Consider the following 13,806-nt stretch of genomic DNA (forward strand, 5'->3'; position numbering starts at 1 on the left):
ACACAACTCCGGCAAAATTCCCCTCAAGAAAGATTTGAAGGAAAACGATGGGCTGGGCAGGCACTGAATTTGAGACGATAGACTTGGGCGATGAGCGGCGCAACAAGCGGGCCATCCGGCTGGTGGAGCGCTTGAGCGCCCAGCCCATGGCGAGCGTGCCGCAAGCCTGCGGGGACTGGGCCGACACCATGGCGGCGTACCGGTTCTTCGGCAACGAGGAAGTCGATTGGCGTGCGATTTTGGGCGCGCACACGGACTGCGCCAAGACGCGCATGGCCGGGCACGAGGTGGTGCTGTGCATTCAGGACACGACCGAGCTGGACTTCAACGGGCAGGAGGCCAGCGGCCTGGGGCCGCTGAGCTACGAAGCGCAGCGCGGCATGTACGCGCATCCGACCTACGCCGTGTCGACTTCGCGCGAACCGCTGGGCGTGCTCGACGCGTGGATGTGGGCACGCGAACCCAAAAACAAGGACGGCAGCCGCCCCGGCATCAAGGAGAGTGTGCGCTGGGTGGAAGGTTACGAGCGGCTGGCCGAAATGGCCGCCGAGTTGTCCGGCACCCGGTTGGTGTACCTGGCTGACCGCGAGGCCGACATCATGGAGTTGATGCGGCGTGCGCGCGCGCTGGGCACGCCTGTGGACTGGCTGCTGCGCTCCCAACACAACCGCACCCTGTCCAGCGGCGACAAACTCTGGATCTCTGTGTTGCAAAGCGAGCCTCTGGGCGAAATACGCTTTGTAATGGCCTCGCGCAAGGGCCAGCGCGCCCGTGAAGTGGTCCAGCAGGTGTGGGCGCAAATGCTCGAACTGCCCGATGGCAAAGGCCACTTTGTGCAGGCCAGTTGCATCGTGGCCAAGGAAATGCAGCCTGCCGCAGGCGACAAGCCTGTCGAGTGGCGGCTGCTGACCAATCTACCGGTGCAGAGCCTGGAGCAGGCCGCGCGCATGATTGACTGGTACCGGGCCCGCTGGGAAATCGAGATGTTCTTTCATGTCCTGAAGAACGGCTGCCGCATCGAGGCGCTGCAACTGGGAAGCATCGAGAAGATTGAGCGCGCGCTGGTGCTGTACATGGTGGTGGCCTGGCGTATCGCCCGGCTGATGCGGCTGGGGCGAAGTTGCCCGGACCTGGATGCCCAGTTGATGTTCGAGCCCGATGAGTGGAAAGCCGCCTACATCCTGAACAAGCAGAAGCTGCCAAGCAAGCCGCCCACGCTCAACGAGGTGGTGCGCTTGGTTGCCAGACTCGGTGGCTTTCTAGCGCGCACGGGTGATGGTGAGCCGGGCGTGAAAACCATCTGGCTGGGCATGCAGCGCATCCTGGACTTTGCCGCCGGCATCAGGTTCTCACGCGAGCTTCAGGCTCAGGGGACTTGTGTATAACGAAATGGGCTTAAGCTCATAACCGCAAGTCATCTGCATTCACGCACAATCGCCGCATGAGCATCAGCCACTACATCAAGGAAATCGGGCGCGGCAAGGACGGCGCCCGCCCGCTGTCGCGCGAACAGGCCGCCGACCTGCTCGGCCAGGTGCTCGACGGCGTCGTCACCGACTTGGAAATCGGCGGCTTTTGCCTGGCCATGCGCATCAAGGGCGAAACGCCCGAGGAAATGGCCGGCTTTCTCGACGCCGTGCACCAGCGCCTGAACTTGTTGGCGGCCAGCGACGGCCCGGTCGTGGTGCTGCCCAGCTACAACGGCGCGCGCAAGCTGCCGGTGCTCACGCCGCTGCTGGCGCTGCTGCTGGCGCGCGAAGGCGTGGCGGTGCTGATGCATGGCACGCCCACCGAATCCAAACGCGTTTTTTCATCGGAAGTGCTTGCTGCGCTGGGTGTGCCTGCGCTGACAGATATCAAACCCATAGCACCTGGCGACGTGGCGTTTGCCCCCACCGAACTGCTCAGCCCGGCGCTCAAGCGCCTGCTTGACGTGCGCCGCGCCGTCGGCCTGCGCAACCCGGCGCACAGCCTGGTCAAGCTGATGAACCCGGTCGCCGGCAAGGCGCTGGTGGTCAGCAGCTACACGCATCCCGAATACGCGCTGTCCATGGCGGCCACCTTCGCGCTGGTCAAGGCCGATGCGCTGCTGCTGCGCGGCACCGAGGGTGAGGGCGTGGCCGACCCGCGCCGCTCGCCGCAGATGCAGGGTTTCATCCAGGGCGAGCGCGTGCTGAACGAAGAAGGACTCAAGGGCACCCTGCCGTCGGTGCCCGACCTGCCCAAAGCCATCGACGCCGACAGCACGGCGGCCTATATCCGCTCGGTGCTGGCCGGTGACAGCCCGCTGCCGCCGTCGATTGCGCAGCAGGTGGCGCATATCTTGCAACTGCTCAGGCAACTATGAACAACCCCAAAGTCACCCTTGTCGGCGCCGGTCCAGGCGATCCTGAACTGCTAACCCTCAAGGCCGTCAAGGCCATCCAGCAGGCCAGCGTGCTGTTCGTCGATGACCTGGTCAGCGAAGAAATCGTCGCGTTCGCTGCCCCCGGTGCCCGCATCGTGTATGTCGGCAAGCGCGGCGGCTGCAAATCGACGCCGCAAGCCTTCATCGAAAAACTCATGGTCATTGCCGCCCGGGAAGGCGAAAACGTCGTCCGCCTCAAGGGCGGCGATCCCTTCATCTTTGGCCGCGGCGGCGAAGAGCTGGAACATCTGCAGGCCGCCGGCATCCGGGTCGAGGTGGTCAACGGCATCACCGCCGGACTGGCGGCGGTCACATCGCTCGGCGTGCCGCTGACGCACCGCCAGCATGCGCATGGCGTGGTGTTCGTTACCGGCCACGCCAAGCCCGGCGACAGCGGCACTGACTGGCGCGCGCTGGCGGCCACCGCCCACAGTGCCCGGCTGACGCTGGTGATCTACATGGGCGTCAGCGGTGCCGAGCACATCCAGCACGAACTGCTCAGCGGCCTGCCCGCCGACACGCCGGTGGCCGTGATCCAGAACGCGTCGCTGCCGACGCAGCGCCACATCGCCACCACGCTCGCCCGGCTGTCCCGCGACCTCAAGCAGTCGGGCCTGGCCAGCCCGTCGGTCATCGTCGTTGGCGACGTCGTCAGCGCGCTGGCGCAGGCCGCCGAGCATCCGGAAGTGCGCCGCAGCGCCTGAAACACCACGCTCAGCTCATCCGCCTTGGCGCGGCTACACTCCGGTGTTTGATGAAACGCAGCCACAGGATATGCTAGACCGCTATGATATTCATAGCTAATTTCGCCCGCCCTGCCTGCGCAAAAGGCTGATTTGACTTATAAATTCGATGTGGTCGTGATCGGCGCCGGTGCGGCCGGCCTGTTTTGCGCGGGCCAGGCGGGCCAGCAGGGCCTGAAGGTTTTGCTGGTTGACCACAGCGACAAGGTCGCCGAGAAAATCCGCATTTCGGGCGGCGGCCGCTGCAACTTCACCAACCGAGACGCCACGCCTGCCCAGTTCCTGAGCGACAACCCGCACTTTTGCCGCTCTGCCCTGTCGCGCTACACGCCGCAGGACTTCATTGAACTGCTGCAGCGGCATCAGGTTCCGTTTCACGAAAAGCACAAGGGCCAGCTGTTTTGCGACCGCTCGGCCGAGGACATCATTGACCTGCTGCTGGCCGAATGCGCTGCCGGACAGGTCACGCACTGGCAGTCTTGCGGCATCAAAAGTGTGGTTTACGCAGAACAGGCCGGCACCACCAGCTATCAAATCCAGAGCGATCGGGGACTGATCGAAGCGGATCAGGTGGTGATTGCCACCGGCGGCCTGTCGATCCCGAAAATCGGTGCGACCGATTTCGGTTACCGCATCGCCCAACAGTTCGGCCTGCGCCTGATTGAACCCCGGGCCGCGCTGGTGCCGCTGACCTTCGACGGCGAGGCCTGGGCGCCCTATGCCCAATTGGCCGGCCTGGCGCTGCCAGTGCTGATCGAAACCGGCCCACCGGACGCCAGCCCCAAACAGCGCAAGAAAGCGGTCGTGTTTGCCGAAGACCTGCTGTTCACCCACCGGGGCCTGAGCGGGCCGGCGGTGCTGCAAATTTCCAGCTTCTGGCGCGAAGGCCAGCCAGTGCGCATCAACCTGGCGCCTAGCGTGGACGTGGCCAAGCTGCTGCTGCGCGCCAAGACCAGCTCGAAAAAGCTGATCGCCAACGAACTCTCCAGCCTGGTGCCCGGCCGCCTGGCCGACGCCTGGGTCAGCGAAGATGCAGCCTTGCAGCGCCCGATCGTCGATGCCTCCGACAAGGCGCTGCTAACCCTGGCGCAGCGCCTGGCCGACTGGCAACTCACGCCGAACGGCTCCGAAGGCTACAAAAAAGCCGAAGTGACGATCGGCGGCGTCGATACCCGCGATTTGTCGTCGCAAACCATGGAGTCGAAGCAGCCGGGGTTGTACTTCATCGGCGAAGTGGTGGACGTGACCGGCTGGCTGGGTGGCTACAACTTCCAGTGGGCCTGGGCCAGCGGCTTTGCCTGCGCGCAGGCGCTGGCGGCGCGGCAGGCCGAGCGGGCGCTATGATCATCGATTCTGGCCGAGTTATAGACTGCTATAATCACAGGCTTTGCTAGCAAACCCGCACCTGGCCTGATCCTGATCAGATCAATGTAAAGTGCATCTTTTGAATCGATTCATCAATGACAACCATCCGCGTAAAAGACAACGAACCCTTTGACGTCGCGCTGCGCCGCTTCAAGCGCACCATCGAAAAACTCGGCCTGCTGACCGACTTGCGCGCACGCGAGTTCTATGAAAAGCCAACCGCCGAGCGCAAGCGCAAGAAGGCAGCCGCCGTCAAGCGCAACTACAAGCGCATTCGCGCCATGCAGTTGCCCAAGAAGCTGTACTGATCCATCATCGGTACTTGCCTCACGGCAGCACAAGCCCGCAAGAGGACGCTCTGCGGGCTTTTTTGTTTTTCAAACCCTCTTAACTTTTTAGCCGCACCCTTCAGGAGCCTGCCATGACACTCAAAGAACAAATCACCGATGACATGAAAACCGCCATGCGCGCCAAGGACAGCGAACGCCTGGGCACAATCCGGCTGCTGCTGTCGGCGATCAAGCAAAAGGAAGTGGATGAGCGCGTGGTGGTCGATGACGTCATGGCCGTCGCCATCGTGGACAAGCTGATCAAGCAGCGCAAGGACTCGATCGAGGCGTTTGAAAAAGCCCAGCGCCAGGATCTGGCCGACAAGGAAAAGGCCGAGCTGCTGGTGCTGCAGGCCTACCTGCCGGCCCGCCTGAGCGCCGAAGAAGTCACAGCCGAAGTCAAGAGCATCGTCGCAACCCTGGCCGGCGAACTGGGCCGCACCGTAGGTCCCGGCGACATGGGCAAGGTGATGGCCGCCGTGAAAACCCAACTGGCCGGCAAGGCCGACATGGGCCAAGTGTCAGCAGCGGTGAAAGCCGCGCTGGCCGGCTGACCAGACAAGACCAGCCGCATTAAAGCCACATCCCCTGACCCATCTCCACCAACAGGGGCCGCAGGACCGGCTTTGCCGGACTGCAGGCGCAGCGCCCCCTCGGGGGGCAGCGAACCACACGAAGTGGGGAGCGTGGGGGCTTATCAGCTCCCCGCCACCTTCATCCGGTTGACCAGGATCGAGCCAACGCTCTTGGCACCGTAGTTGTAGACGTCGGCGCCCACGGCCTGAATGCCCATCAGCATGTCTTTCAGGTTGCCGGCAATCGTGATTTCTTCCACCGGGAAGGCGATTTCACCGTTCTCGACCCAGAATCCCGAAGCGCCACGTGAATAGTCGCCGGTCACGTAGTTGACGCCCTGCCCCATCAGCTCGGTGACGAACAGGCCGGTGCCTAACTTGCGCAGCATGGCGTCGAGGTCGTCACCCGCCTTGGTCTTGCGGCTTGTCAGCGTCAGGTTGTGCGAGCCGCCGGCGTTGCCAGTGGTGCGCATGCCCAGCTTGCGGGCCGAGTAGGTACTGAGGAAATACCCTTCGACCCGTCCGCCGTCCACCACCTGCCGTGCGCTGGTCATGACGCCTTCGTCATCAAACGGCGCGCTGCCCTTGCCCTTGAGCTGGTGCGGGTCTTCGTGGATGTCGATGTGCTTGGGAAAAGCCATCTTGCCCAGGCTGTTCGCCAGGAAAGTGCTCTTGCGGTACAGCGCGCCCCCGCTAACGGCCTGCACAAAGCCGCCCAGCAGGCCGGCCGACAGCGGCGACTCGAACAGCACCGGGCATTCAATGGTCGGGATCTTGCGGCCTTTCAGGCGTGCCAGCGCGCGTTCGGCGGCATAGCGGCCTACCGCTTCAGGACTGGCCAGCTGGCCCGCATCGCGCATCGAGCTGTACCAGGCGTCGCGCTGCATGTGCTTGCCCTTGCCGGCAATCGGCGCCACGGAAATGCTGTGGCGCGAACTCGCATAGCCGCCGCGAAAGCCCTTGGTATGGGCGCTGAAGAAGTGGCTTTGCTGCGCGGACACGCCCGCGCCTTCGCTGTTGGTGATCAGGCGCGAAGTGGCGAAAGCGGCGGCTTCGCACTGCAAGGACAGATGGGCGGCTTCCTCGGACGTGATGACCCACGGGTGGAACAGGTCGAGCGCCGGATGTTCGCGGGCGATGTCCTGCTCGTCGGGCAGGCCCGAGGTCTCGTCTTCCGCCGTGAAGCGGGCAATGTCGTAGGCGGCGCTCACGGTTTGCTGTATCGCGGCCTTTGAAAAATCGCTGGTCGAGGCATTGCCGCGCTTCTTGCCGACATACACGGTGATGCCCAGCGACTTGTCACGGTTGCGCTCGACCGATTCAAGCTCGCCCTTGCGCACGCTGACCGAAAGGCCGCAGCCTTCCGAGGCTTCGGCGGCTGCATCGGTGGCGCCGAGTTTTTTGGCATGGCCCAGCGCGGTATCGACCAGGTCTTCAAAAAAGTCCCGGTGGTAGCTGAAACCTGCCTCGGGTTGGCGGGTTTTGGTGCGGGAAACGCTGCGAGGTGAACGGGAGGGAGTTTTTTGGGTCATGTATCTATGATACTAAGCGCTATGAACAACAAGACTCCCAAGGCCATCAAAGGCTACTGGTCCAACGGCCGATTCGTGAAACCCGAAGAAATTGCACTCGAAGAAGTGGGCCCGCCCAGCAAGACCCAACTGAAAGCAGAGGCGGATGAAAAGCAGGCGCTCGGTGAGGCATTGCTGACCCTGCGCACCGACCTGATGGTGCGGCTGGACCTGCCCGACAAGCTGCTCGACGCGTTGAAGGAAGCCAAGCGCATCACCAACTTCGAGGGCCGGCGCCGCCAGATGCAGTTCATCGGCAAGCTGATGCGCACGCTCGACATGACGCCGATCCGCGCGGCGATTGACGAGCAGGCCAATGGCTCGGCCGACCTGACGCTGGCGCTGCACCTGGCCGAGCAGTGGCGCGACAAGCTGATGGAATCGGACGATGCGCTCAGCCAGTGGCTGACCGACTACCCGTCAACCGACTCGCAGCAGTTGCGCGCGCTGATCCGCCAGGCCAGAAAAGACATGGCCAAGCCCGAAACGCCGGGTGAGGCGCCGCGCCACGCCAAGTCCTACCGCGAGATTTTCCAGCTGGTCAAGCTGGCCATGGCGCAGGAAGCCAAGCCATGAGTGCGCATTTCGATGCGGTCAAGATCGGCATCGTGTCGGTCAGCGACCGGGCCTCCAGCGGCGTCTATGTGGACAAGGGCCTGCCCGCGCTGAAAGACTGGCTGACGCGCGCGCTGCGCAACCCGGTCACCTTTGAAGAGCGCCTGATTCCCGACGAACAGGCTGGCATCAGCAGCGCGCTGATCGACCTGGTTGATGCCGGCTGCTGCCTGGTGCTGACCACCGGCGGCACCGGCCCGGCACTGCGCGACGTGACGCCCGAGGCGACGCTGGCCGTGGCGCACCGGGTCATGCCCGGCTTTGGCGAGCAGATGCGCCAGATCAGCCTGAAATTCGTGCCGACGGCCATTTTGTCGCGCCAGGTGGCGGTGGTTCGCGGCCAGAGCCTGATCCTGAACCTGCCCGGCCAACCCAAGGCGATTGCCGAAACGCTCGAAGGCCTGAAGAACGAAACGGGCGAATCCGTCGTGCCGGGTATTTTTGCCGCCATTCCTTATTGCATCGACCTGATCGGCGGGCCTTACCTGGAAACCGACCCGGCAGTCTGCAAGGCTTTTAGGCCCAAAAACGCCATTCGCGCGGTATAAAAGCAAACATCTCTGCATTCGCAACCCGTGCATGCAGCGGAAAAAGCCGGGCCACAGCGCCTTGGCATTTTTGTTTGATTTTTTTACCCGAGTGACTTCATGAACGCTACTTTTCGCACCAGCCTTTCCATCGTGACCCTGGCTGTGGCTTCCCTGACACTGCCTTCGCTGGCCCATGCCAAGCGCATGGGCGGCGGCATGAAATCGGCACCGCGCGCGGCAGCCCCGGCGCCTGCCAGAGCCCCTGCAGCGGCAACGCCGGCAGCAGCTGCACCAGCCCCTACAGCAGCCGCAGCACCCGCCGCGGCCCCTGTAGCAGCAGGCTCCGGCATGATGGGCACCATGGGCTCCATGGCCTTGGGTGCGGTGGTGGGGTCGATGGCCGGCAGCGCCATCGCCGGGACGATGAACCCGGAAGAAAAACAAAAAGCCGCAGCAGAAAAAGCGGCCGCAGCGGCGTCGGCCCCTGCCGCCGCCAAATAAATCTTTTCAGGGCCGGCGCCGCCGCCGGCTATTTACCGATCAGCTGGTTCAGCTTGTCGGCTTCAAAGTTTTCTTCCAGCGCGGCATCCTTGGGAACGCAATTGCGGTGCGGCTCAGCAGCGGGCAAATTCGACAACTTTTCAATCGCCTGCCAAAGCAGCGAAATCTGGTACTCCTGGCCCGAGGCATTGTCGATCAGCCCTCGCAAGGCTTGGCTGAGCGGGTCGTCGCTCTGCGTCACGCCGTAGGCTGAAAAGCCCATCTGGCTGGCCGCCTCCTCGCGCTTGACATCAGCACCCGCCTGAATGATGCGGGCCGGGTTGCCCACGGCTGTGGCGCCGTCCGGCACGGGCTTGACCACCACGGCGTTCGAGCCGATGCGCGCGCCATCACCGACGGTGAAGCCGCCGAGCACCTGCGCGCCAGCGCCAACGACCACGTTTTTGCCTAGCGTCGGATGGCGCTTGGCGCCCTTGTACAGAGAGGTGCCGCCCAGCGTGACACCGTGGTAAATCGTGCAGCCCGATCCGATTTCAGCGGTTTCGCCAATCACCACGCCCATGCCGTGGTCGATGAACACGCAGCCGGCAATTTGCGCACCGGGATGGATCTCGATGCCGGTGAACCAGCGCGCTAGGTGCGAAATGAAGCGCCCCAGCCATTTGAAGCCATGCGTCCAGCACCAGTGCGCGCGCCGGTGCAGCACCAGCGCGTGCAGACCGGGGTAGCAGGTCAGCACCTCCCAGCGGGTTCGGGCGGCGGGGTCGCGTTCAAGGATGCACTGGATGTCGGAGCGGAGTCTGGAAAACATTGCAAGGAGTTTAGGGGTTGGCGGGCGTGTCCGCTGACGCCGGCGCCTTGTCCTGTGCCGGCCGGGCTTGAATGGCGGTCTGCCGCATCATCATTTTGGCCACGCCGCGCAGGATGTGGATTTCCTCAGGACTCAACTGGGCGCGGTTGAACAGCTGGTTCAGGCGCGGCATCAGTTTCTTGGGCGAAGCCGGGTCGAGAAAGCCGATGTGGACCAGCGCTTCTTCCCAGTGCCTGAGCATGCCGCCCACGGCAGCGGCATCGGCCAGCCGGACTTCTTCAGGCGCCGCCTGAATGCCAAAGCCGCCCAGGGCCTCACGCCAGTCGTAGGCCACCAGCTGCACCGCCGCACCGAGGTTGAGCGAGCCGAATTTTGGATCGGTCGGAATGCTCAGCGCCACATGGCAGCGGTAGACGTCGTCGTTCTGCATGCCGAAACGCTCGGAGCCAAACAAAAAAGCAACCGAATCAGGCTTTTGCGCAATACGGTCGAGAACAGACAGCTCATCTTTCGATAGCACATCTGTCGCACCCAGCAGTTCGGCAAAGTGCGCGCGCGGCGCCCGGGTGGGCGGGCCGAAGTCGCGCGGCGTCATGGCCGTGGCGCACAGGTGCGCCATGCCGTCGAGCGCCTCATCGAGCGTTTCGACGATGCGCGCGTTGTTCAGCACATCGAGCGCGCCGCTGGCCCGCTGGATGGTTTCCTCGCGCCGCAGCACATTCGCCCAACGCGGCGCAACCAGCACCAGGTCGTCAAAACCCATGGTTTTCATGGCGCGGGCGGTAGCGCCCACATTGCCGGCGTGGCTGGTGTTGATCAGGATGAAGCGGGTTTTCATGGAGATAAAAAGTGGCCGGAGGGCCGCTGCAAAAAACCCGGCGACCGTCGTGATTCCGGGCCAGGCGGGCGAAGCCGGTAAAATCCGCTATTGTCGCCTGCCACCGGTTCCCGGTTTTGCAGTTCTTGCCCGCTCTTTCTTACAATTTATGTCCAGCAATCTACACCCCATGCTCAACGTGGCCGTCAAGGCTGCGCGCGCCGCCGGCGCCCTCATCAACCGCGCCGCCCTTGACGTCGAAGCGGTCCGTGTGTCGCTCAAGCAGACCAACGATTTCGTCACCGAAGTCGACAAGTCCGCCGAGGCCGCGATCATCGAAATCCTGCTGACCGCCTACCCCGACCACGGCATCCTGGCCGAGGAATCGGGCAGCGAACATGGGGCGAAAGACTCCGAATTCGTCTGGATCATCGATCCGCTGGACGGCACCACCAATTTCATCCACGGCTTTCCGTTCTACTGCGTCAGCATTGCGCTGTCGGTACGCGGAAAGATTGAGCAGGCGGTGGTGTACGACCCGAACCGCAACGATATTTACAGCGCCAGCAAGGGCCGCGGCTCTTACGTCAACGACCGCCGCATTCGTGTCGGCAAGCGCACGCGCCTGCAGGAATGCCTGATCTCGACCGGCTTTCCCTACCGCCCCGGCGACAAGCTCAAGCCTTACCTGAACATGCTGGGTGAAGTCATGAGCCAATGCGCCGGTGTGCGCCGCCCGGGCGCTGCCGCGCTGGACCTGGCGCATGTCGCGGCCGGCTACACCGACGGCTTTTTCGAGACCGGCCTGCAGCCCTGGGATGTGGCTGCGGGCTCGCTGCTGATCACCGAAGCGGGAGGACTGATCGGCAACTTCACCGGCGAGTCGGACTTCATGGACCACAGCGAATGTGTCGCCGGTAACCCGCGCATCTACGGCCAGCTGGTCGGCACGCTGGGCAAGTACAGCAAGTTTGCCGGTGCGGGCGACAAGGCAAGCGTTCGCCAGGCCCTGAGTGGCGCCGAGGACGAGACAGCGGCCAGCGGCAACGAAGAAGCCGCGCCCGTCGCCAAGCCGACGCTCAAGTCCAGGCGCGTCAAGGCCGACAGCGCCGCCGCGCCCGTTGGCAGCGCAGCCCAAGTGCCCGACGCGCCTTTCTGAGTCCCTGCGCCGGCCCTGCACGCCCCGACAGCGTGCAGGGCCGGCGCACTGAGCGGGCAGGTTTGGGTACAGTGGTGGCCACACCATGAACCGCCATCCGAGTGACCCATCCCCCTTGACCGTGCTGGCAGGCCGGCTGCGCAGCAGGGCACAAGAGCTGCTTCGCGTGTCGTTGAGCCACTACGTTACCAACGGCCTGAGCGTCTCTTTCGGTCTGGTGCTGATCATGCTGGCGCTGTTCGAAACAGCCGGACTCGGGGCCGCCGCCAGCGCCGCCGTCGGCGTGCTCATCACCAGCCTGCCGGATGTTCCCTCGCCGCGACGGCGCAAGATCATGCAGGTGCTGCCTGCGCCGGTGCTCGGCACGCCGCTGTTCATGCTGGTGCAACTGACGCGCCAGGACGATTTGTTGCTGGGCTGTGTGCTGGTGGGCGGCACTTTCTTGGCCGTGATGCTGATGGCCTGGGGCAAGCGCGGCGGGCCGATCTGCTTTTCGCTGCTGTTCTCGATGCTGTTTTCCATGGCCGCGCCGCCGATGACTTCGCTCAACCAGGTGCTGGCGCATACCGGCTGGTTTGTCGCCGGCTCGGTGCTTTATCTGCTGTGGGCGGTGCTGACCACGCACCTGCTCAACCGCCGCTACCGGTTGCAGTTGCTGGCCGAATGCCTGCACAGCTTTGCCGCCATCTTGCGCATCCAGGCGCAGCGTTTTGACGACGAGCCCAACCACCAGGCGCTGCTTGAAGCCATGCTGGCGCAGCAGGCCAATTTTGCCGACCAGCTGCAGGACACGCGCAACGTGGTGCTGGAGTCGCCCACCACCCGTCCGCGCCAACAGGTGGCTGCCATGCTGCTAAGCCTGCTCGAAGCGCGCGACCACCAGTTGGCCTGCGACCTGGACCTGGACGTGCTGCTGGACCGGCGCGCCATCGCACCCCACCTGCCCAGACTGCAGCAGGCGCTGAACGCCACGGCCGATGAATTGCAGTCGCTGGGTATGGCGCTGCTGCTGGGCCGGCGCCAGATGTCGATCCGGCCGATTCCCGACCTGCGGCCAAAGCTGGCCGGCACATTGCCGCCCCGCCCGACCGACAACCCGAAGCTGGCACTCGAACCGGTCCGCACCGACCCGCCCGACACCGCCGCCCTGCTGCGCAACATGGCCGACCGCATTGGCCACATCAATGACGAGGCGGTAAAGATCGCGGCGCTGGCACGCGGCGACGTGGCGCCCGAGCTGAGCCTGGTGCGCAACCAGTGGCAGCTGTTCGTGAGCACCACCAAATGGAGCGTCAAGCCGCTGCTGGGGCAATTGGGCTGGCGCGCGCCGACCTTGCGCTATGCGCTGCGCGCCACGCTGGCCGTGGCGACAGGCTATGTCGTGGCGTTGCAGCTGCCATGGGCCACGCACGACTACTGGATCCTGATCACCATCGTCGTGGTGATGCGCGGCAACCTGGCGCAAACGGTACAGCGGCGCAATGCGCGCGTCGCCGGCACTGTGCTCGCATGTCTGCTGGTGATGGGCCTGCTGACTGTCCATTCGGGCGCCAAGGTGCTATTCCTGATCGTCGCGCTCAGCGCCGGCCTGGCGCATGCCTTTGCCTTGCGGCGCTACCTCTACACGACGATTGCCGGCACGGTGACCGGCCTGCTGCAAGCGCACCTGATGCTGGTCGGCCTGCAGCCCACCTTTGCCATCGGCGAGCGGCTGGCCGACACGCTGCTCGGTGCACTGCTGGCCTGGCTGTTCAGCTATGTGCTGCCGTCATGGGAACGCAGCCAGATTCCCGGCCTGGTCAAGCGCAGCATTGAGGCGCAAAGCCAGCATGCCACGCTGGCGCTGGCGCTGCTGGACACCCCCCAGACAGCGGATGTGAACTGGCGACTGGCGCGCCGCGAAGCCTACGACAGCCTGTCGGCGCTGACACTGGCCACCCAGCGCAGCCTGGCCGAACCGCGCCAGGTGCGCTTACCGCTGGAGCCGCTTGAAGTGCTGCAGGCGCGCAGCTACCAGTTGCTGGCGCAGCTGACGGCGGTCAAGTCGCTGCTGCTGCTCAGGCGCGGCCAGCTGGACCTGGCCCAGGCCACGCCGGCGCTCGAGCAGGCCGCCCGCTGCATCGAAGCCGAACTGTCGGGCCAGGCGCCAGCCACCTCAAGCATGAACCCGCCCGGTTTCAGCCTTTCGGGCCAGCCCCACCTAGCGCGGCCGGATGTGTTGCTGGCGGCCGACCTGACGCCCTGGCTGCTGCGCCGCCTGCAGCTGGCCTGCGCCATTGCCATTGAACTGCGCCTGGCGGCCAACCGGGTACACGTCTGAAAGCTTGTAAAGCCGACTTCAGGCGCACCGGTTAAAAAGGATTTCATGCGGCTTGACGGCTGC

14 protein-coding genes are annotated in these 13,806 nt (G+C 64.4%); 11 read left to right on the plus strand and 3 right to left on the minus strand.

The window, feature by feature from the left end; translation table 11 throughout:
- The first annotated feature begins 47 nt into the window (after positions 1-47).
- From H4V98_RS14055 to H4V98_RS14080, 6 genes are all read left to right on the plus strand, one after another.
- Positions 48-1,385 carry an IS4 family transposase gene (locus H4V98_RS14055; RefSeq protein WP_280757283.1) on the plus strand — a complete coding sequence of 446 codons (1,338 nt, stop codon included), beginning with the start codon at positions 48-50 and terminating at the stop codon, positions 1,383-1,385.
- Positions 1,386-1,441: 56 nt separating this feature from the next.
- A complete protein-coding gene (gene ybiB, locus H4V98_RS14060) occupies positions 1,442-2,347 on the plus strand; it encodes a DNA-binding protein YbiB (protein WP_196863580.1) in 906 nt (301 codons plus the stop codon).
- Positions 2,344-3,111, plus strand: coding sequence for a uroporphyrinogen-III C-methyltransferase (cobA, locus tag H4V98_RS14065; RefSeq protein WP_196863581.1), 768 nt, complete (start codon positions 2,344-2,346; stop codon positions 3,109-3,111). The genes ybiB and cobA overlap by 4 nt, the downstream gene beginning before the upstream one ends.
- A 132-nt stretch (positions 3,112-3,243) precedes the next feature.
- A complete protein-coding gene (locus H4V98_RS14070) occupies positions 3,244-4,494 on the plus strand; it encodes an NAD(P)/FAD-dependent oxidoreductase (protein ID WP_196863582.1) in 1,251 nt (416 codons plus the stop codon).
- A 116-nt stretch (positions 4,495-4,610) separates the two neighbouring features.
- Entirely contained in the window at positions 4,611-4,823 is a 213-nt protein-coding gene (rpsU, locus tag H4V98_RS14075) for a 30S ribosomal protein S21 (RefSeq protein WP_011484193.1), read from the plus strand.
- 113 nt (positions 4,824-4,936) lie between these two features.
- Entirely contained in the window at positions 4,937-5,398 is a 462-nt protein-coding gene (locus H4V98_RS14080) for a GatB/YqeY domain-containing protein (protein WP_196863583.1), read from the plus strand.
- A gap of 143 nt (positions 5,399-5,541) precedes the next feature.
- Here H4V98_RS14080 and pmbA read toward each other — a convergent pair whose 3' ends face one another.
- Positions 5,542-6,951 carry a metalloprotease PmbA gene (gene pmbA / locus H4V98_RS14085; protein WP_196863584.1) on the minus strand — a complete coding sequence of 470 codons (1,410 nt, stop codon included), beginning with the start codon at positions 6,949-6,951 and terminating at the stop codon, positions 5,542-5,544.
- Between the two features lie 21 nt (positions 6,952-6,972).
- Here pmbA and yjgA point away from each other — a divergent pair, with 21 nt between their 5' ends.
- From yjgA to H4V98_RS14100, 3 genes are all read left to right on the plus strand, one after another.
- A complete protein-coding gene (gene yjgA / locus H4V98_RS14090) occupies positions 6,973-7,566 on the plus strand; it encodes a ribosome biogenesis factor YjgA (protein WP_231374737.1) in 594 nt (197 codons plus the stop codon).
- Positions 7,563-8,153, plus strand: a complete 591-nt coding sequence (gene mog, locus H4V98_RS14095) for a molybdopterin adenylyltransferase (protein WP_196863586.1) — start codon at positions 7,563-7,565, stop codon at positions 8,151-8,153. Before yjgA ends, mog begins: the two co-directional genes overlap by 4 nt.
- Before the next feature lie 99 nt (positions 8,154-8,252).
- Positions 8,253-8,636 (plus strand): ABC transporter substrate-binding protein, encoded by a 384-nt coding sequence (locus tag H4V98_RS14100; RefSeq protein WP_196863587.1) that lies wholly within the window; start codon positions 8,253-8,255, stop codon positions 8,634-8,636.
- Positions 8,637-8,664: 28 nt separating this feature from the next.
- Here the strand turns inward: H4V98_RS14100 and cysE are convergent, their stop codons facing one another.
- Complete coding sequence (cysE, locus tag H4V98_RS14105; RefSeq protein WP_196863588.1) at positions 8,665-9,447, minus strand: serine O-acetyltransferase; 783 nt, start codon at positions 9,445-9,447, stop codon at positions 8,665-8,667.
- 10 nt (positions 9,448-9,457) lie between these two features.
- Positions 9,458-10,285 (minus strand): RNA methyltransferase, encoded by an 828-nt coding sequence (locus H4V98_RS14110; protein WP_196863589.1) that lies wholly within the window; start codon positions 10,283-10,285, stop codon positions 9,458-9,460.
- Between the two features lie 148 nt (positions 10,286-10,433).
- Here H4V98_RS14110 and H4V98_RS14115 point away from each other — a divergent pair, with 148 nt between their 5' ends.
- The gene (locus tag H4V98_RS14115) at positions 10,434-11,423 is read left to right on the plus strand and encodes an inositol monophosphatase family protein (protein WP_196863590.1); all 990 of its coding nucleotides are present in this window, start codon (positions 10,434-10,436) and stop codon (positions 11,421-11,423) included.
- An 85-nt stretch (positions 11,424-11,508) separates the two neighbouring features.
- Positions 11,509-13,743, plus strand: coding sequence for an FUSC family membrane protein (locus H4V98_RS14120; protein ID WP_196863591.1), 2,235 nt, complete (start codon positions 11,509-11,511; stop codon positions 13,741-13,743).
- Positions 13,744-13,806: the final 63 nt, after the last annotated feature.

This window comes from Polaromonas sp. CG_23.6 (assembly GCF_029892315.1).
In the GTDB taxonomy this organism is placed as follows: Bacteria; Pseudomonadota; Gammaproteobacteria; order Burkholderiales; family Burkholderiaceae_C; genus Polaromonas.

Bases quoted from the DNA above. Each gene is read 5' to 3' on its own strand.
- H4V98_RS14055 (WP_280757283.1), top strand. From the start codon at position 48: ATGGGCTGGGCAGGCACTGAATTTGAGACGATAGACTTGGGCGATGAG.
- mog (WP_196863586.1), top strand. From the start codon at position 7,563: ATGAGTGCGCATTTCGATGCGGTCAAGATCGGCATCGTGTCGGTCAGC.
- ybiB (WP_196863580.1), top strand. From the start codon at position 1,442: ATGAGCATCAGCCACTACATCAAGGAAATCGGGCGCGGCAAGGACGGC.
- H4V98_RS14100 (WP_196863587.1), top strand. From the start codon at position 8,253: ATGAACGCTACTTTTCGCACCAGCCTTTCCATCGTGACCCTGGCTGTG.
- pmbA (WP_196863584.1), bottom strand. From the start codon at position 6,951: ATGACCCAAAAAACTCCCTCCCGTTCACCTCGCAGCGTTTCCCGCACC.
- cobA (WP_196863581.1), top strand. From the start codon at position 2,344: ATGAACAACCCCAAAGTCACCCTTGTCGGCGCCGGTCCAGGCGATCCT.
- cysE (WP_196863588.1), bottom strand. From the start codon at position 9,447: ATGTTTTCCAGACTCCGCTCCGACATCCAGTGCATCCTTGAACGCGAC.
- rpsU (WP_011484193.1), top strand. From the start codon at position 4,611: ATGACAACCATCCGCGTAAAAGACAACGAACCCTTTGACGTCGCGCTG.
- H4V98_RS14080 (WP_196863583.1), top strand. From the start codon at position 4,937: ATGACACTCAAAGAACAAATCACCGATGACATGAAAACCGCCATGCGC.
- H4V98_RS14120 (WP_196863591.1), top strand. From the start codon at position 11,509: ATGAACCGCCATCCGAGTGACCCATCCCCCTTGACCGTGCTGGCAGGC.
- H4V98_RS14115 (WP_196863590.1), top strand. From the start codon at position 10,434: ATGTCCAGCAATCTACACCCCATGCTCAACGTGGCCGTCAAGGCTGCG.
- yjgA (WP_231374737.1), top strand. From the start codon at position 6,973: ATGAACAACAAGACTCCCAAGGCCATCAAAGGCTACTGGTCCAACGGC.
- H4V98_RS14110 (WP_196863589.1), bottom strand. From the start codon at position 10,285: ATGAAAACCCGCTTCATCCTGATCAACACCAGCCACGCCGGCAATGTG.